Here is an 18,820-nt window from a genome sequence, read left to right on the forward strand (position 1 = left end):
GTTTTTTTCGGGTGCCGCCGGTTTCGGTGGTCAAAAATAACGTCCTCGCTGGTCTGGTTCTGCTATGGTGAGGAACATTGTGGGCACGCGGGTTCGGCTCCTGGGTTCGCCGCGCCTCGAGCGAGGCGAGGCGGTCGTGCCACTGCCCAAGGAGCGCCCCCTGTGGCTGCTGGCCTACCTGGGGGCCCAGGAGGACTGGGTCAGCCGTGAAGAACTGCTGGAGCTGTTCTGGCCCGGCCTCGAGCCCACCTCCGCCCGCAACAACCTGCGCCAGTTGCTGCACCGGGTACGACAGATGAAAGGGGTGGAGGGCCTCGAGGCCGACGCGGGCGGGGTGCGCTGGCTGGCCGAGCTGGACGTGCGGCTCTTCCGGCAGGCCCTGGCCCGTGGGCAGTGGGCCCGGGCGGTGGAACTCTACCGCGGGCCTTTTCTCCAGGGGGTGAAGGTCTACGGCCTGCCGGGCCTCGAAGACTGGCTCGAGGCCGAGCGCGCCGACCTCGAGACTGCCTGGGGCGACGCGCTGCTGAGCCAGGTGGCCGAGTCCCAGCCCTCGCAGGAACTGCTGAGGCAGCTCGAGTGCCTGCTGGAGCGTGACCCCTTCAACGAGCGGGCCGTACAGACCTTCCTCCAGCTGGCGGTAGCGCTGGGAGAGGCCGAGCAGGCCCGCGAGCGCTACACCGCCTTCGTCCGTCGCCTGGAAGGCGAGATGGGGCTGGAGCCCGACCCTGCCACCCAGCGCCTGCTCAGGGAGTTGCTTCGTGCCACTCCGCCCCAGACTGCGACCTACCGCGCCCAGCACAACCTGCCGACCCGCCTGACCACCTTCATCGGGCGTGAAGAGGAGCTAAGCCTGGTCAACCGGCAACTGGAGTCCGGCGAGCGGCTGATCATCCTCATCGGCCCCGGCGGGATGGGCAAGACCCGCCTGGCGCTCAGCGTGGCCGAGAGCCAGCTTGGGGCTTTCGCCGATGGGGTGTGGTTCGTGGCGCTGGCTCCCCTCTCCCACAGCACCCTCATCGTCCCGGCCATTGCGGAGGCCCTCGGCCTCAGCCTGAGCCGCGCCCCCGACCCCAAGGCCAGGCTGCTCGAGCACCTGCGCGGGCGGGAGATGCTGCTGGTGCTCGACAACTTCGAGCACCTGATGGAGGGGGCCGAACTGGTGCTGGAACTGCTGCGCGAAGCCCCCCACCTGCGGCTCCTGGTCACCTCGCGCGAGCGGTTGCGCTTGCAGGCGGAGTGGGTACTCGAGCTCCAGGGCCTGGGCTACCCGCCGGGGTATGGGCTGGAGGCCGTGCGGCGCTCGAGCGCGGTGCGGCTGTTCGTAGAGCGGGCCAACCGGGTCTGGCCCCGGTTTGCCCTCACCCCCGAGGTAGCCCCAGCGGTGTTGCGGATTTGTCAGCTGGTGCAAGGGATGCCGCTGGGTCTGGAGCTCGCAGCGGCCTGGGTCTCGGCCTTCACGCCCCAGGACATCGCCGATGAGCTCGAGCGCAGCCTGGGCTTCCTCGAGTCGCCCACACTCGATTTGCCCGAGCGCCACCGCTCCTTGCGGGCGGTCTTCGAGCATTCCTGGCGGCTCCTGTCCCCCGAGCAGCAGCAGGCCCTGGCCTGCCTCGCAGTTTTCCGGGGTGGCTTCGAGCGGCAAGCAGCCCTCAAGGTCGCGGGCGTCAGCCCACCCGTCCTGCTGGCCCTGGCCGACAAGTCACTGCTGCGCCGCACCCCTAGCGGACGCTTCGAGTTGCACGAGGTAATTCGTCAGCAGGTCCAGGAGCGGGCCGAAGCGAGCAGGATTCTGCCGGCCATCCGCCAGGCCCACGCCGAGCACTACCTGGCCCTGGTCGAGGATGCCGGTGCCTACCTGCGCGGCCCAGAGGAGGCGCGGTGGCTCGAGCGCCTGGCCCTCGAGCACGACAACCTGCGAACCGCATTGGAGTGGGCGCTGAGCCGACGAGATACCCCCCTGGCGCTGCGGCTGGCGACGGGCCTCCACCACTTCTGGTACGTGCGCGGTCATCACCGCGAGGGCAGGGTCTGGCTCGAGCGCGCCCTAAGCCTGCCCTTAGAGGGCATTCCCCCGCGCCTGCACGCCAAGGCCCTGAACGCCCTGGCCGAGCGGGCCAAGGACCAGGGGGACTACAGGCAAGCCCTGGGGGTTCAGCAAGAAGCATTGGACCTCTGGCAGCGCCTGGAGGACTTGGGCGAGGTCGCGGGCGCTTTGCACAGCCTGGGAACCATCGTCCGCGAGCAGGGCAACCTCGACCAGGCGCTGGCGTACTTCGAGGAAAGCCTGCGCCTGCGACGCGAGATCGGCGATCGCAACGGCATCGCCACCACCCTCAACGACATCGGCGTGGTCTACGGCTACCGCGGCCAGCTCGAGGCGTCGCGGCCCTACTTCGAGGAGAGCCTGGCCCGCAAGCGCGAGCTTGGGGACCGGCGGGGCATCGCCTACGCCCTGGGCAACCTCGGCCAGGTGCTCTCGGAACTCGGCGAGCCCGTCCGGGCTCGAGCCCTCACCGAGGAGAGCCTGGCCATCAAGCGCGAACTGGGCGACCAGCAGGGCATCGCGGTCTCCCTGGTCAACCTGGCCCTCCTGACCCTGCAGCAGGAGGATCTGGACGCAACCTGGAAGCACCTCGAGGAGGGCCTGCGCATCCTCTACGCCCTCGAGCGCCGCTGGAGCATCGGCGTGGTTTTGGGGTCCTTTGTCGAGCTGGCCCTGCGCCTGGAGCAGTTCGAGCGGGCGGTGCGGCTGGTGGGTGCGATCTATGGCCTCACCCAGGCCATGGGCCTGGCCGAGCCGCCGGTGAGTGCGGGCAACCTCGAGCGCTACCTCGCCACCAGCCGCCAGCAGCTCGAGCCCCAGGCCTTCGAGCGAGCGCTGGCCCAGGGCAGGGAAATGAACCTCGAGCAGACCGTGGCCTATGCACTACAGCAACCAGCGGTGGGGGCTCGAGCGGCTCCGAGAGCAGTGGATTAGACCCCCGTATAACGGCATATAACGCCCTCCCCCTATGCTTGGCCTCAAACCAAGCTAGAGGAGGCTTTTATGCTAGGAAAATCCCAGTTTATCCGCGCGACCCGGACTTTTTTGACCCTGGTGCTGCGGGCTTCGCTGATCTCGTTGGCGCGCGTCCGCAACCCAGTTCTTCTCTTCGGCCTGCTAACCCTGGTGGCCTGCGGCGGGGCGGGTACTCAGGGCGGTGTGCTGCGGGTGCAGATCACCGGGCTACCCACCGGTACGGCGGCGGTGGTCAAGGTGATCGGCACGGACCAGTCCGAGCGCACCGTCACTGCCGACACCGACCTAGAGCTTCCCCCGGGCGACTACGTGGTCCGGGGACTCGCGGTGGGCAGCGGCGAAAAGGATGCCCCCGCCTATAGCCCGGCGGTCGCCACCCAGAGCGTGACGGTGGGTTCCGGAGCGGGGGCTTCGGTCAAGGTGGAGTATCAGCCCGTCGTGACCAAAATATCGCCCGAGACCAGGGTGGCGGACGACACAGCCTCAGCAGCCCTTACCTCGTTGGTTCGGGACAGCGGCGGGCGCACCACGCTCACCTTCGCGGGCGGCAACCCACAGATCACGGCCCTCAAGCCCGAGGAGATTTTGGTGCTCGGCCCGTCGGCGGCGGCACCCGAGGGGCACTTCGGGCGGGTCGTCTCGAACGACGGCACCACCGTCGTGACCGAGCCCGCCGACATGCAGGAAGTGGTCCAGCAGGGGGCGTTTATCCTCAACCGTACGCTGGTGCTTGACGGCGAGGGCGTGGTGCTCCCCCAGGGCGTGCGGCCCAGCGCCGTGGGCACCTGCCTGGACGTGAACCGCACCCTAGACGCAAAGGCGGGCACCGGCGGCGTGGCGGCGGGTCTCAAGGTGACGGTTTCCGGAACCCTCTGCTTGAGCATCAATGTGTCTTTTAACATGATCTACCGACCGATCAAACTGGTGAACGGGAAGCTTGTGCAGCCACCGCCGGATGTTTACCTCGACTCTAAGGTCTCCACCAGCAGCCCCGATGGCCGCAAAACGAACCTCAAGGTCTCGGCTTCGGCTCTGGTCGGTACGCCTTACGGGGAAGCTCCTTTCGAGTTCCCCGAGATCGCGGTTCGTGTGCTGTATTACAAGTTCAATAGCATCGAGGTGTGGACGGGTCCGGTAGTGTGGGTGATAACGCCGATTCTTTCGGTGGACGTCGGCGCGGGCGGCACCGTGACCGCCGGGGTGAAGTTCGGCATGAGCACCGAGGGCAGTGCCGGGGGCGGCTTCTCGTACGACTCGAATAGCAACAGCATCAGAACGTGGTCAACCAGAGAGTTGTCCTTCACCCCCGAGTGGCCGGTATTCAACTCCACCCTGAACCTCAAGGCTTTCGTGGAACCCTCGATCGGCTTCCTCATTTATGGGGTCGCCGGGCCCTTCCTGGGCCTCCAGCCCTATGTCCGCTTCAAGACCGACTTCGGCCCGCCCATCGCCTGGCAGCTCTACGGCGGGATCGGGCTCTCCACCGGCCTGACCACGGCCTTCGAGGGCGTTCCCTCTTTTTCTTACACCCTCTACAACTTCGAGGCGCAGATCCTCAGCAGCCGCCAAACCCCCCCTCCGGGCCAGACCACCGGCAACGCCTCCGGTTTCGACGCGAGCGGGGGCCTGGTGGTGGGGCCGGACGACACCGTTTACGTCGGCTCGGGGAACTCGGTGCGGGCCTACCCCTACGCCCTCGCGCCCAAGTGGACCTACAACACCAGCAGCAATGTACAGGGGCTCAGCCGGGGGAATGACGGGACCATCTACGCCTGGGATTTTGGCGGCACGCTTTACGCCATCAACCCGGATGGCACCCAGAAGTGGAAGACCAACCCGCTGGGCAACCTCGAGATCCGCCGGGTAGCGCTCACCGCCAATGGCCTGGTGGTCACGGCGGGCGGCAACACCGTGCGTACCTTCTCGGCGGCGAACGGCGCACCGGGCTGGAGCGACGAGGTGGGTGAGAGTGTTTATAGCGTCGCGGTGGATAAGAGCGGCCACATCTGGTCGAACGGCAGCTCCTCGGTACGCAAGCACGCTCCGACCGGCGGGGTGCTGGCGACGGTGGCTGCCCCGAGTTCTCCCGGCGGGATGGCGATGGCCCCGGACGGCACGATCTACGTGCGCAGCAGCAGCATGCTCTCCGCCATCGCACCAAGCGCGACCGTCAAGTGGTCGAATGCTATCCCCCTTGGCGATGTATGGAGTGCGCCTGCCATCGGCCCCGACGGGACGGTCTACCTCTGCGGGACACCGCCGCAAGATCGGCTATATGCCGTGAACCCCACCAACGGCAGCGAAAAGTGGTCCTACTGGCACAACGCAATCTGCAAGGCCACGCCTGCTATTGGCGACAACGGGCAGGTGTACATCATTACCGACAAATCCCTACGAGCGATCAATGCCAGCAATGGAGCCCTGGCCTGGCACATCGCGGCAGGTAATAACGATACCAAATCCTCGCCTGCTTTCTTGACAAACAAATCCGTCGTCGCGGGGACCAGCACGGGGCTGATCAGCGTGTACGCCGGCGGTCAACTCGCCACCGGCACCTGGGCGCGGGAAGGCGGGGACGCCAACGGTTCGGGCCGGATGAGGTAAGCAGCCAGGTACACGACAAAAGCCTCGCCCATCATTTTCAAGTCAAAGCTGGCCTGGGTGGCTGTGCTAACATAGCAGCGTGCGCTTTAAGGGGGCCCGGTAGCCTGGTGCCCCTGCAGGCTGCTGGCTTTTTATTGGAGATTCGATGAAACCTAGTGTCAGTGTCGTGGTACCGGCCCGCAACGAAGAAGAGATGATTGGGGCGTGCCTGGAGTCGATATTAAGGCAGGAGCCAGCACCCAACGAAGTCATTCTGGTTGACAACGGCTCCACCGACCGCACCAGCGAAATAGGGCGCAGCCTGGGTGTGCGGGTCATCTACCAGCCCAAGCCCGGCCTGCACATTGCCCGCCAGACTGGCCTCGAGGCCGCCACCGGAGAGGTTGTGGCCGCCACCGATGCCGACTGCAGGGTAGAGCCCGGCTGGATCGCGGCCATCCAGGAGGCTTTTAGCGACCCGGAGGTGGTGGAAACCTACGGCCCGCTCGAGTTTTTCGATGGCCCCCTCTTCGACCGCCTGCTCTCGCGCTACGGCTACCCGCTGTTTTTAGGCATCATGGCTAAGCTGGGCCAGCCCAACACCGCAGGGGGCAACCACGCCGTTCGCCGAGCGGTGGCCCTCGAGGTCGGCGGCTATGACGTGCCTTACGGCGAAGACTTGCGGCTGATGCTCAAGCTAAAAGCACGCGGCAAAATCGTCTATACCCCCAAGGCCCGGGTGCTGACCTCGGGCCGCCGTCTGAGCAAAGGGCGCTGGAAGATGTACGGGGTGCACCTCAAAAATATCTGGGCCCGCTTGCGCGGAGCCCCGCAGGACTATGGCAACGACTATTACGCAGACCGAGAACGGCAGTAAACCCGCCTGCCCCCTCACGTCCAGGGGGCTGGGGCTTCCGGCTCTGCGTGCAGGTGCGCTTTTAGCTTGCCAGGCGCCAGGCCCGAGTCAAAGACAACAGGGCCATCCCGAAGGAGGTTTTCGTGGAAATTCTCATTTTGCTTTTGCTGCTGCTGGCCCTCTATGTGGGCGCCGACATCGTCTACCGCTGGATGGGCGTGGGTGCGATTGCCTGGGGCAGCCGCAGTAGCCCCAAAATCGCCCTGACCTTCGACGATGGCCCCAGTCCCCACACCGAGGCCATCCTGGAGCGCCTGCGAAAGCATGGCATTAAAGCTACTTTTTTTGTGCTGCAGAGCCAGGTGCAGCGTTATCCCCAGCTGCTGGACAAAATCCTGGCCGAAGGCCACCAGGTCGAAAGCCACGGCCAGGTACACCGTCCGGCCTTCTTGCTGTGGCCCTGGCAGGAGGCCCGTCAAATTCGGGCCATACCGGGCCGGTTCTATCGCCCGCCCCACGGCATCCACTCTCCCCTAACCCGCCTGCTGGCCAAAGCGGCTGGCAAACAGGTAGCGCTGTGGGATGTGGAGGCGCAGGACTGGACCAGCAAAGACCCCCAGGCCCTGGCCCAGCGCATCCTGATCTGGTGCAGGCCGGGCTCTATTATCCTGCTGCACGACAACCACCGGTTTCCACAAACCCTGGCCATTCTGGACGAAATTTTGCCCCGGCTAAAAGAGCTGGGCTACCAGCCCGTACGGCTGGACGAGCTCGAGGTTCGACCGCTCACCTGGCGCGAGGGCCTGATGCGGGCCAGCCAGGGCGGACATGAGCGGTACTTTATCAAGAACAAGGTACAGCGGCTGGGACTGGGGCCCTTCGATTACCTGGCGGTAAGCCCCTGCGCATTTCCTGGTCCCAGCCAGCCTGGTTTAAAGAAAGGTGAGCCCAGCCTCGAGGTGCACCTCGACTCGGTGCGCACCCCTGCCATGACCCAGATGCAGCTTTTGCGTGAGGGACGCAAGGGCTTTACCCTGCTGGCCGAGTATGTGCAGTCCAGGCCGGAAATTCGGGGTGTATGGGGTATCTCCCAGGCAGCCACGGGGTTGCGTGTGTTTGGGTTTCACCTGGCCCCCGTTACGCTGCTGCAACGCTTGATTGGCGGCACGGCCAGCGCCTGGTTTTTGTGGCTGTACCGGGGTGAACTGCCCAAGCGCTCGCTACCATTGGCGGTGCTGGGGTATAGCCCGCGAGAGGAATTCTTAGCCAGGTGGCGCAAAACCGCAAAAGCCCCGGAAAGCCTGCAAGAGCGGTAAACGACCGCTGTGCTAACATATACCCGTGCGTCTTTACCGCATCGGCCTATTTACCGACGCCTATCTGCCTGGACCAAACGGGGTTGCAACCAGCGTTTACTTGCTCAAGCGTGAGTTGCGTCGCATGGGCCACGAGGCCTGGGTGCTGGCCCCCGAGATGCCGGATGCCGACCCCCAGGAGGACTGGGTGGTACGGATACCCAGTGTGCCTTATCCTTTCTTCGAAAATCAGCGGCTGGCCATGCCCAGCAGCCGCCTGCTGCCCACCGAATTCGAGATTTTCCATACCCATACCCCGCTTTTTATAGGCATCTGGGGCGCCCGGCTGGCCTACCGCAACCGCCTTCCGCACGTCTCAACCTTCCATACCCACCTGGAAAAATACGCCCACTACATCCCCGGCATGGCCACCCTCAACAAGTACATGGGCATCATGCAAAAAGTCTGCCAGGCCTTTTACAACCGGGCCGACGTGGTGATTGCCCCTACCGAGCCGGTCAAACAACTGGCCGAAAGTTACGCCATAGAGCGCGAAATCAAGGTGATTCCCACCGGCATCGACACCGACATTTTGCAGTCGGCCCCGGATCCGGTTTCGCCCTGGCCCGCTGGCAAACGGCGCTTGCTGCACATAGGCCGGCTGGGCAAGGAAAAGAGTGTGGATGTGGTGATTCGTGCCCTGGCCGAAATTCGCAAAGCATCGGATGCACACCTGGCCCTGGTGGGGATGGGGCCAGAGCAGCAAGAGCTCGAGCGGCTGGCACAGCAGCTTGGTGTGGCCGAACACATCACCTTTGTAGGCCCGGTGGCCTACGAGAAAATTGGCGGCTACTACCGCATGGCAGAGCTATTCCTGTTTGCCAGTGAAACCGAGACCCAGGGGCTGGTCATCTGGGAGGCCCAGGCCGTGGGGGTGCCGGTGGTGGCAGTGGGCGCCGAAGGTACGCTGCAAGGGGTGGAGGTGGGCAGCAGCGGCTACCTGGTGCCACCGGGCGACTACCGCTCCATGGCGGAAAAGGCGCTCGAGCTACTCCGGGATGAATCTCTGCGGCAGCGTTTTAGCCAGGGGGCCCGCAAGTTTGCCGACCAGCGCACAGCCCGTCGCGTAGCCGAGCAAATTGTGGAAATCTACGATGAGGCCACCCGGCTGGTGGAAATCGAACCACGCCGCCTCAAGATTCCTTTCCCACGCCTACCGGAAAGCAGCTTTGGTAGCCCCCGCTAAAGGGGGTTGTTTGCCCTTGGAGGCGGGCAAAACCCACTAGGCCACCTGCCATGACCCGCTACCGCATCCGCACCCGCCCCACCCAGCCCTTCGCGGGCGAACGCACCCAGGCGGTACCCGGGAGGGGCCTCGAGTTCTACGAGCTGCGCGGCTACACCCAGGGTGACGAGCCCCGCTTTATCGACTGGCATGCCTATGCCCGCACCGGGCGGTTATATACCCGCATCTTCCAGGCTGAAGCCCCAGCCCGCTTCACGTTTTTTCTGGATGGCTCTAAAAGCATGCTGCTCTATGGCAAGCAAGCCTATGCCGAGCGGGTAGCACGTATCCTGACAAGGCTGGCCAGGCCGGAAGGCGCTTTTTTGTGGGGTGGGGGCCGCTACCGGGGCCAGCTCAGCTGGGTGGAACCGGGGCCTGCGGTGTTGCTCAAGCAGCCCCGGCCCAGGGGCGTAACGGTGCTGCTAACCGATGGTCTGGACGAGGCGGACTGGCCGCGCATGCTGCAAAAGCTCTGGCGCGTGGTGCTCATTCAAATCATGGCCCCCGAGGAGCTGGCCCCCCGCTTTGCTGAGGCCCTGCTGCACGATGTGGAGGTAGACCAGCGTATGGAGGTGGGGCAGGCAGAAATACAGGGTTACCAGGAGGCGCTGGAAAAACACCTGCTGCTTCTTAGAACCATTGCCCGTCGGCTGGGTAGCTATGCGCTCTTGCGCGTGGGTGAACCGATTGTACCAGCCTTGCTACGGCAGGGCGTTCTGGAGGAGCGCTAAGTTTCTCCGTTGAAATACAAGATGCTGTTCCGAAAGATCGCTTTAGGAATTGCGCCAGGTACGCATAGACTCATTCCGCGGGGTTTTGTCAATCTACCCTGGCGCAACCCACCTGGATCTGCTATAGCGTAAACGTTTCTGGTGGGAGGGCATAGCCCAGAGGTTCCAGCAGGGCCGCCAGGTGGAACTTCTGGAACTCCTCTGGGGGCACGTACTCGCCTATAAGGCGCAGGGCTTCGGCAGGCAAAGGCTTGAGGGCAATTACGCAGTGGTAGGGTTGAAGCAAAGCCAGCGGCAGGTTGCCCCCCGCATACACAATGAGGTCGGCCTGGCGGGCCACCACCGTGGCCTGCACCTCAGCGGCTGTCACCACCCCCCGCTGGGGCGGCGGTAAAAGCTCCAGAAAGCCCTCGCCCTCGGGAAAACTCCGGCCAAGCACCGAGACTTTGGTCAGTCCGCGCAGCCCCTGGGCCAGTTCCGGGCGAACAGGGCCCAGCCAGAGGGCTTTATCGCCGAAGGCATAGCGGCGAATCAGGTTGGCCAGCGCGATGGGCTCGAGGTAAAACCCACGGTTTCCAGTAACCTCGGGCAGCACCAGGTCTACCCGCCGGGCTTGAAGCGCCTCGGGCTCGAGGTTTTGCAGGGCATCCAGGGCCAGAACCTGCAGGCCGGGGTCTTCCAGCACCGCGCCCCGGAACCCCAGAGCCTGAAGGCCCATGAGGGCGGCCTCGAGGTTCGCTCCCGGCTGGCTTGGGTAGACAAACAGGGGCAGGTGGTGGTGCAACGAGGCTGCCAGTAACGGCTCGAACCAGCGGCTGTGGCCCTGGTGAAAGACCACCAGGGGGCGGGTTGCGGTGTAATCGCGGGCGTGCATCGCCCTCTAATCTACAACGCCTGCAGACCCTGGGCCATCTTAGGTTTTGTATGAACCCCGCCCGAATCAGGCCAAAGCCAACCCGTAAGAAGTGTCCTTGGTTCGTCCGGTCTGCTGCACCGGAGCGATTCTTATTCAACGCTTTTACTGGCAGACCTGCGCCTAAAAAGCCACCGGTCTCAGAAGCCTCCCACAATAAAGCCCACCGTGAAGCGTTGAAAGCTCTCCGAGCCTATGATCTGGCTCACCTCGAGGTAAGGCCGGTAACCCCGGTCAGGAAACTGCACACCTGCCGAAAAAACGGCATAGAAGCGCTCACCAAAGCGCAGCCGCAACTCGTTTTGAGCGGTGTAGCCCGTGACACCCAACGCCAGCCCGCCGGCCAGGTATGGCCGCACCAGCAAGAAGATGGGCAGCACATACACCACCTCGGCGCTCAGGTAAAGCCCGCCCGGGGAGCCCACCACCAGCTGGGAGCGAAAATCGATGGGGTAGCCGTCCAGGTAGAGTCCTAGATGACCCATGAAATTACCGCCAGGGCCGTTTCGTACCGAAAAGCCAATATCCGCACCGCTGGCAAATGCCAGGCCGAACAACAGCACAAATACTGCTCCAATGCGACCAGTATGCTTTTTCATACCCCCACCCTACTCGGCAGTGTGCAGCTATTGCAAGGGAAGTCTATCGCACCCTGTGCAGGAGGCAGTAGTAATGTTGCTGACGGGCTCAAGAGCTATGAAGAGCGCTCTAAAGCAAGGCTTAGCTAAACTTAATCAATCGAGCCGCTCGAGCCCGGCAAATTTGACGGCCAGCTTTTTCAGGCCAACTCCAGGAAACATCACCGTAACCTCCCCACCCATTGCGGCGACCACCGTCCCGCTGCCAAACTTGGGGTGTTTGACCTTTTCGCCACCCTTAAACTCGGAAAGCTGGGTTTTGGGCCTGGGCTCAGGGCGGCTGTACGACAGCACCGGCGCCTCGCTATCGCCAAAAGCCCCCACCTCCTTGAGCAGATCCTGGGGAATATCCTCCAAAAAACGGCTCGGGCGGGTGAATTCACGCTTGCCATAGGTTTCCCGCTCTTCAGCATAGGACAAATAAAGCCGCTCCTGGGCCCTTGTAATGCCTACATAAAACAGGCGTCGCTCTTCTTCCAGGTCTTCCAGGCGGTTCAGGCTATTGCGGTGGGGCAGCAGGTTTTCTTCCAAGCCCACCAGAAATACCGTGGGAAACTCGAGGCCCTTGGCGTTGTGCAGGGTCATAAGGGTTACGGCCACCTCCGGGGCATCCCCCTGCGGCTCTTCGGCTTTGGCCGTCAGGGCCACCGAGTCGAGGAAGTCCGCGAGGCTACCACCCTCCTCTTCTTCCCAGTCCCGTGCGGCTCGCAGCAGTTCTTCCACGTTTTGCAGACGGTCTTCGCCGTCCTGTTCTTGCTTGAGGGCATCGCGGAAACCCGTTTCATCCAGCACTCGCTCGAAAAAAGCTGCTGGGCCGGTCTCGAAGGCCGCTTCCATCAGTTCGTCCAGCAGTCGCACGAACGCCTGCACCTGCTGGGGACGGCTAATCACCTGCTCAGCAAGGCGAAAAGCTTCAAAGACTGTGATGCCGGACTTCTGGGCGTGTTCAACCAGCTTGGCCACCGTGGTGGCCCCAATGCCCCGGGGTGGCGTGTTCACAATGCGGCGCAGGTTAATCGAGTCGGCCGGGTTGATGGCAACGCGCCCATAGGCCAGCAGATCCTTGATTTCCCGGCGCTCAAAAAAACCCACCGCCCCTACCAGGCGTACTGGCACATTGGCCCGCCGCAGGTGCTCTTCCAGCAAGCGCGACTGGGCGTTGGTGCGGTAGAGCACTGCAATGTGCTGGAAATCCCTTAGCCGGACAATTTCTCGAGCCACAAAAGCGGCTTCCTCGCGGGCGTTGGGGGCACGGTAGAGGCGTACCGGCTCTCCCCCCTCTTTGGTAGGGCGCAGAACCTTTTCCAAGCGCAGGGCGTTTTTCTCGATAACCGCATTGGCCACCCGCAGGATGATGCTGCTCGAGCGGTAGTTTTCTTCCAGGCGAATAACCCTGGCACCAGGGTAGTCTTTGGCAAAGTCGAGGATATTGTTGATGTCAGCACTCCGGAAGCCATAGATGCTCTGGTCGGGGTCGCCCACCACCATCAAGTTGGGCTTTTCACCAGCCAGCAGGCGGGTTAGCTCGTACTGCACCGGGTTGGTATCCTGGTACTCATCCACGTGAATAAAGCGGGCCCGCTGGCGCACCTTGTGCAAGACTTCGGGGTGCTGCTCAAAAAGCTCGATGGTCAGCAGCAACAGGTCGTTAAAGTCCACCGCCCCCTGCATCCGCAAGCCGCTCTGGTATTTGCGGTAGACCTCGGCAGCCACATCCTTGGGCACTCCCCCAATAAAGTCGGGGGCCTCGCGCAAAAACTCCACCAGACCATCCCCACGGTTCTTAATGCGGTCAATCATGGCCCGGAATGGGCCGGGTTTGGCCTCGAGCGCAAGCTCTTTCAAAATCTCCTTCAAAAGCGCATTCTGGTCATCGTCGTCGTAAATAACGAACCCCGGCTTGAGCCCCACATATTCACCATAGGCACGCAAAATACGCACCGCCGCCGCATGAAAGGTGGAAACCCAGAGATCTTTTGCAGGGCGCCCCACCATTTTTTCCAGCCGCTCCTTCATCTCCCCAGCGGCTTTGTTGGTAAAGGTTACGGCCAGTATCTCGGCGGGATACACGCGCCGCTCACGCAGCAAATAGGCAATTCGGTGCACCACTGTGCGGGTCTTACCAGAGCCGGCGCCTGCTACCACCAGGGCCGGGCCTTCAAAGTGTAAAACGGCCTCCTGCTGGGAGGGATTGAGGGAAGAAAGGAGGTCGGACATAAAGCCTTAGAAGTCTATCACCCAGCCCATGACAGGGGGTGAGTCATGCAGGTTCGCCGCGAACCGGCAAATTCCCTGCGCCCCTTGCCTTTACCTCCTGTATAGTGTTTAGGTATGGAAGAGGCGAAAGAAGCCGTCAGCAACCTATCTAATACAGGCATCAAGTTTGGTACCGACGGCTGGCGAGCCATTATTGGCGACCAATTCACCTTCGACAATGTGGCGCTCGTGGCCCAGGCCTACGCCCAATACCTGCTCGAGCACCAGGGCAAGCGGGTGGTGGTTGGTTATGACACCCGCTTCCTGGCCAATAAGTTTGCCCAAAGGGCCGCCGAGGTTCTGGCCGCCAACGGACTGGAAGTCTACCTTGCCAGGTCTTACCTCCCCACGCCGGTGCTCTCGTTTGCAGTGAAGCACTTGCAGGCCGATGGGGGGGTAATGATTACCGCAAGCCATAACCCCGCCGAGTACCTGGGGTTCAAGATAAAGGGCAGCTACGGCGGGGCGGCCACACCGGCCCTGGTAGCTGAAGTGGAAAAGCACCTTGGTGCCGAACCCAAAAGAGCCAGCGCAACCGTTCATAGCTTCGATGTGCGCAAAGACTACTACAATTTCCTTGCCCAGCAGCTGGATATGGAGGCGCTGCGTAACTACAGCGGGGTGATGTACCACGACAGCCTGGGCGGGGCCGGGGCCGGTTGGCTGGCCGGTTTTGCTAAGCATGCGGGACTGAAGCTCGAGCTTCGTGAGCTGCACGCCGTGCCCGACCCCATGTTCTACGGTGTAAATCCCGAACCCATCCCCCAAAACCAGTTCACCCTCATGACCGTGCTCAAAGCAGAGGAAGACCCCACCTTTGCCGCAGTCAACGATGGGGACGCTGACCGAATTGGGGCTGTACTGGCCGGCGGAATCAACTTCAACAGCCACCAGATTTTTGCGGTGTTGCTCAAACACCTTCATCACAAAGGGCTATCCGGGCGGGTGGTCAAGACCTTCTCAACCTCCAAAATTATCGACAAGCTCGCGCATAAGCTGGGCCTGGAGCTGATGGTCACGCCCATCGGTTTCAAATACATCACCGACGAGATGCTAAAGGGCGGTGTCCTGATTGGGGGAGAAGAATCGGGCGGCATCGGGGTGGCCGGGCACATACCCGAACGCGATGGGATTTTCAACGCCCTGTTGCTCCTGGAAGCGGTGGTGCATAGTGGAAAAAGCCTGGGTCAGCAGTTTGCCGAAATTGAAGCCGAGGTAGGCTTCAAGCACGCCTACGACCGCATCGATTTACACCTGCCCTCGATGCAGCAGCTTAAGCAGGTCATGGAGAAGGTGCAAACCCCGCATCCCATCGCAGCTCAGCAGGTGAGCGGCAGCGAGAATCTGGACGGCATCAAGTGGCTTTTCAATGATACCGGCTGGCTGCTGTTCAGGGCTTCCGGCACCGAACCAGTGCTCCGCATTTATTGCGAAGCCCAGGACGAGAAAACCGTAAAGGCCATCCTGGCCGAGGCCAGAAAGCTGGTAGGTTTGTAGCCCGCCAGTCCCTCCGTCGAGGGCCTTCCCCTGTAGGTAGGGGCGCCGTACCATGTCCCCATCGAGCTTCAGTTTTCTTTCTCCGCCCGGTTGAAGCCCTATGCAAGGTTGGTGCAGAACAAACTTGGATTTTCTCAGATATTTGTAGGTTAACCTGGGCAGGGAAGTAGGGTGAAGCTATGATTCGGCTGGTACTGCTGTTTGGTCTGATGGCAACTGGGGGATGGGGGCTGAGCGCCCCTGTGGTCGAGCGCCGTGTTGATGCGCAAGGTGGGGCCCTGACACTACCTGGTATTCAGGTGTTGATTCCTCCTGGTGCCCTGGTTTCTTCGGTTCGCTTCCGCCTCGAGCGCCTGCAAGCCGTACCCACTTCCCCGCCCCAAAACGAAGTGTTTTTTATCCAGACCCTCCCCGAACGTGAGGTGGTGGGGATTTTCCGGCTTTCCTCAGGGGCCACCGGCTTTTTAAAGCCCATCGAGATTGAATTGCAGGTCAACCCGCCGTATCGCCCCCATGGCCGGGTGATCAAAAGTGTGATTTACACCTGGGATGGGCAAGGTTATGTGAGCACCCAGGTTCCCAGTACCCGCGAAAGCTTCACCCTGACCCGCCTGGAGCTGGGCCTGGGGGCTGGTGCTGGTGGTTACCCGGCGGGTCTGGTGTTTGCGGTGTTGCGCGCCCCCGAGGAAAACCTGCGGCGGGAGTGCCAGACCCGGGGTGGCCGCTGGACCGGCTCGAGCTGTGAGCGAAGGTAGCCATAACAGGTGTTCGCCCGGTTCCAGGCTGTGATTAGCCCCACAGCCGCGTAATCGCCGAAGGGCCTGTTGCCAGCCAACCCTGTTGCTGTTTGCGTGGAACTGGGCGTGCTTCAAGCGCAGAAAAGCGCCGACAGCAAGGCTTGACCTCGAGCCGGTGTGCACACCCATAATTGGCCATACCGTTATGCTGGGGGGGATGTCCCTTTTTGTTGCAGTGGGATTTGGCCTTTATGTGCTCAATCTGCTGGTGGGTCTGGCCGCCCAGTTTCGGCTGGCCCGCTTTGGTCTGTGGCACCACGGGCTTTATCTGGTGGTATTTGTAAGCGCTGTGCTGGCTTTGGTTTTTGCCAGGGAGTGGTGGTTATTACTCACCGTGGGGTGTCTGGCCCTGTTCCCCAGAGCCCGGCCCCGCACCTGGCTCCACCCCACACTGGGCGTGGTAGGTTTGGTGGGATACTTGCTGTCGGTAGGGGGTTGATTATGGAGTTTCTAGAAGTTATTCGTAAACGCAGAACCACCAATGGCCCCTTTCTGAACAGGCCTGTCTCCAGAGAGCACCAGCACCTACTGATGGAAGCTGCCAGCCGGGCCCCCAGCCACTTCAACTCGCAGCCCTGGCGTTTTATCTTGATTGAAGATCAAGCCAAACGAGAAAAAATCGCCGAGATTGGCGGACAAACCATGCAGCAGCTCATTGCGGATGGCAAATTTTTCGAGCGGTACCGCCCCTACTTCCGTTTTAGCGAAAAGGAACTCGAGGAGCGGCGGGACGGCATCCTGATTGACCAGTTGCCAGGGCCTTTGCGTCCTTTTACCCGCCAAATTATGAGCCCCTCGGCCCTGGGGCTTTTGCGGACATTGCGTGTTCCCCAAACCCTGGGCGAGGACAACCGCAAGCTGATAGCGGGTTCGCCATTGCTGCTGGCCGCGCTGCTGGACAAGCAGGAGTATCGCCCTGGCGAACTCTCGGGCTTTTACAGTGTGCTGGGTCTGGGTATGGCCATTGAAAACATCTGGCTCACCACAGTGGAGCTGGGCATGGGCATTCAGTTTGTCTCCACGCCCATGGAAGTACCCGCAGCCTGGGAGGAGCTAAAAGCGCTGCTGGAAGTGCCCGCGCACCTCGAGCTTATGGCCATCTACCGGCTGGGCTACCTACCAGCGGAAAAACCCCGGCCCCGCATAGACTGGAAGTCCGATCACCGCAAACGCATCTCGCAGTATGTGTTTCGCGATTCCTGCGCTACCCCCGAAAGCGACGGCTGAGGTTTTTGATGCACCCCAGAATTTTGAGCATCGCCACGGCCAACCCGCCCCACAAGGTGGGCCAGCCAGAGGCGCGCGCGCTGGCGCAGGTTTTATTTGAGCGCCTTGAGGGCCTGAAGCGGCTCCTGGGCGTCTTTGAAAACACCGGTATCGAGTCGCGCTACCTGGCCGCCCCGCTCGAGTGGTTCGCACAGCCCCATGGTTTTAGCGAAAAAAACCAACTCTGGTTCGAAAGCGCCCTGGCCCTGAGCGAAAAAGCCAGCCGAGAAGCCCTGGCGCTGGCGGGCCTCGAGCCCCAGCAGGTAGGGGCCGTGGTTCTGGTCACCACCACTGGCATTGCCACCCCAAGCCTCGAGGCCCACCTGGCGCAACGCCTGGGTCTGCCCCTTTCGGTGGTTCGCCTCCCCCTGTGGGGGCTGGGCTGTGCAGGCGGTGCGGCGGGGCTGGCCCGGGCCGCCGAGCTAGCCGGACAAGGTTCCGGCCAGTATGTGCTGCTGGTAGCAGTCGAGCTTTGCAGCCTTACTTTTGTCCGGGGCGACCTGAGCAAAAGCAACCTGGTGGCCACCAGTTTGTTTGCCGATGGGGCCGCCGCAGTGGTACTGGGAGGCCCTACCTCCACACGCCCCCCCGCTGGCCCAGCCATTCTGGGTGGCTTTAGTCGCCTGCTGCCCGACAGCTACGACGTGATGGGCTGGGACTTAAGCCCCGAGGGGCTGCAGGTGCGTTTTGCTCAAAGCATACCCGCCCTGGTTCAAGGCGAGCTGGGCCACCTGATTCGAGAAGGGCTGGCCTGCTATGGGTTATCGGCAGAGGACATCCACACCTGGACGCTCCACCCCGGCGGGGTCAAGGTGCTCGCAGCCTACCGAAGCGGCATGGCGGTGGACGAGAAGAGCCTCGAGGCCTCCTTCTGCGTGCTCAAAAAGTTTGGCAATATGTCGAGCCCCACGGTGCTTTTTGTGCTGGCCCGGCAGATGTACCAGCTCGAGCGCCCCCCCACCGGAAGCAAAGGGGTATTGCTTGCCCTGGGGCCTGGCTTTGCGGCAGAAGGGGTGGTCTTAGAGTGGTAGCCCTCTGGCTGGCACTGGCCTTCGTGGTGCTGCAGCGAATTCTAGAGCTGCGGCTGGCCCAGGCCAACCTGCGTTGGGCCCTATCCCAGGGGGCCAGGGAGTACGGACGCGAACACTACCCGCTTTTTTTCCTGCTGCACATTGGCTGGATGCTGGGATGGCTGCTCGAGGGTTTGGCACGCCAGCAGCTCTCCCCCATCTGGTGGCTCTGGCTGGCACTATTCGTACTGGCTCAGGGCCTACGCTACTGGGCTATTCAAAGCCTGGGCAGGTACTGGAATACCCGCATCATCATCGTACCCGGCGCAAAAAAGATCACCAGTGGCCCCTACCGTTACCTGCGCCACCCCAACTACCTGGCAGTTGCGCTGGAGTTGCTGTCTTTGCCGCTCATCTTCAACGCTTGGATCACCGCCCTGGCAGCCACGCTGCTCAACGCTTTGTTGTTGCTGACCATCCGCATCCCCGCTGAGGAAAAAGCGCTCTCGACCTACGATCAAACCTAGAGCCCCAGGGGCTAAGTTGCGCCAGGGTAGATTGGCAAAACCCGCGGAGTCTATGCGTACCTGGCGCAATTCCTAAAGCGATCTTTCGCCCACATTCCGCACCCCCCTTCACTCCAGCAGGTAATATCGCTCCACCCCCAGCAGGCG

15 protein-coding genes are annotated in these 18,820 nt (G+C 62.4%); 12 read left to right on the forward strand and 3 right to left on the reverse strand.

Features of this window, described 5'->3' with window-relative positions:
• Positions 1–64 precede the first annotated feature (64 nt).
• From ABWU19_RS05560 to ABWU19_RS05585, 6 genes are all read left to right on the forward strand, one after another.
• Positions 65–2,977: a tetratricopeptide repeat protein gene (locus ABWU19_RS05560; RefSeq protein WP_435900772.1), complete on the forward strand. Its 2,913-nt coding sequence runs from the start codon at positions 65–67 to the stop codon at positions 2,975–2,977.
• 69 nt (positions 2,978–3,046) lie between these two features.
• On the forward strand, positions 3,047–5,623 hold the full coding sequence (locus ABWU19_RS05565) for an outer membrane protein assembly factor BamB family protein (RefSeq protein ID WP_435900773.1): 2,577 nt from the start codon (positions 3,047–3,049) through the stop codon (positions 5,621–5,623).
• A 145-nt stretch (positions 5,624–5,768) separates the two neighbouring features.
• Positions 5,769–6,479, forward strand: coding sequence for a glycosyltransferase (locus ABWU19_RS05570; protein ID WP_435900774.1), 711 nt, complete (start codon positions 5,769–5,771; stop codon positions 6,477–6,479).
• Between the two features lie 122 nt (positions 6,480–6,601).
• Complete coding sequence (locus ABWU19_RS05575; RefSeq protein WP_435900775.1) at positions 6,602–7,774, forward strand: polysaccharide deacetylase family protein; 1,173 nt, start codon at positions 6,602–6,604, stop codon at positions 7,772–7,774.
• 25 nt (positions 7,775–7,799) lie between these two features.
• Positions 7,800–8,999: a glycosyltransferase gene (locus ABWU19_RS05580; protein WP_435900776.1), complete on the forward strand. Its 1,200-nt coding sequence runs from the start codon at positions 7,800–7,802 to the stop codon at positions 8,997–8,999.
• Between the two features lie 50 nt (positions 9,000–9,049).
• A complete protein-coding gene (locus ABWU19_RS05585; RefSeq protein WP_435900777.1) occupies positions 9,050–9,769 on the forward strand; it encodes a DUF58 domain-containing protein in 720 nt (239 codons plus the stop codon).
• Between the two features lie 121 nt (positions 9,770–9,890).
• On the opposite strand, the gene ABWU19_RS05590 is transcribed toward ABWU19_RS05585, so the two are convergent.
• The 3 genes from ABWU19_RS05590 to ABWU19_RS05600 all read right to left on the reverse strand — a co-directional run bounded on the left by ABWU19_RS05590 (position 9,891) and on the right by ABWU19_RS05600 (position 13,537).
• Complete coding sequence (locus ABWU19_RS05590; protein WP_435900778.1) at positions 9,891–10,643, reverse strand: hypothetical protein; 753 nt, start codon at positions 10,641–10,643, stop codon at positions 9,891–9,893.
• A gap of 179 nt (positions 10,644–10,822) precedes the next feature.
• A complete protein-coding gene (locus tag ABWU19_RS05595) occupies positions 10,823–11,281 on the reverse strand; it encodes a hypothetical protein (protein ID WP_435900779.1) in 459 nt (152 codons plus the stop codon).
• A 135-nt stretch (positions 11,282–11,416) separates the two neighbouring features.
• Positions 11,417–13,537: an ATP-dependent helicase gene (locus tag ABWU19_RS05600; protein ID WP_435900780.1), complete on the reverse strand. Its 2,121-nt coding sequence runs from the start codon at positions 13,535–13,537 to the stop codon at positions 11,417–11,419.
• Positions 13,538–13,651: 114 nt separating this feature from the next.
• On the opposite strand from ABWU19_RS05600, the gene ABWU19_RS05605 reads away from it, so the two are divergent.
• The 6 genes from ABWU19_RS05605 (at position 13,652) to ABWU19_RS05630 (ending at position 18,673) form a co-directional block, all read left to right on the forward strand.
• The gene (locus ABWU19_RS05605) at positions 13,652–15,073 is read left to right on the forward strand and encodes a phosphoglucomutase/phosphomannomutase family protein (RefSeq protein ID WP_435900781.1); all 1,422 of its coding nucleotides are present in this window, start codon (positions 13,652–13,654) and stop codon (positions 15,071–15,073) included.
• Positions 15,074–15,252: 179 nt separating this feature from the next.
• On the forward strand, positions 15,253–15,828 hold the full coding sequence (locus ABWU19_RS05610; protein WP_435900782.1) for a hypothetical protein: 576 nt from the start codon (positions 15,253–15,255) through the stop codon (positions 15,826–15,828).
• A 199-nt stretch (positions 15,829–16,027) separates the two neighbouring features.
• On the forward strand, positions 16,028–16,309 hold the full coding sequence (locus ABWU19_RS05615) for a hypothetical protein (protein ID WP_435900783.1): 282 nt from the start codon (positions 16,028–16,030) through the stop codon (positions 16,307–16,309).
• 2 nt (positions 16,310–16,311) lie between these two features.
• Complete coding sequence (locus ABWU19_RS05620) at positions 16,312–17,097, forward strand: nitroreductase family protein (protein WP_435900784.1); 786 nt, start codon at positions 16,312–16,314, stop codon at positions 17,095–17,097.
• Positions 17,098–17,105: 8 nt separating this feature from the next.
• The gene (locus ABWU19_RS05625; protein WP_435900785.1) at positions 17,106–18,167 is read left to right on the forward strand and encodes a type III polyketide synthase; all 1,062 of its coding nucleotides are present in this window, start codon (positions 17,106–17,108) and stop codon (positions 18,165–18,167) included.
• The gene (locus ABWU19_RS05630; protein WP_435900786.1) at positions 18,161–18,673 is read left to right on the forward strand and encodes an isoprenylcysteine carboxyl methyltransferase family protein; all 513 of its coding nucleotides are present in this window, start codon (positions 18,161–18,163) and stop codon (positions 18,671–18,673) included. Before ABWU19_RS05625 ends, ABWU19_RS05630 begins: the two co-directional genes overlap by 7 nt.
• The last annotated feature ends 147 nt before the right edge of the window (positions 18,674–18,820 follow it).

It is taken from the genome of Meiothermus cerbereus (assembly GCF_051297115.1).
Lineage (GTDB): Bacteria > Deinococcota > Deinococci > Deinococcales > Thermaceae > Meiothermus > Meiothermus cerbereus_A.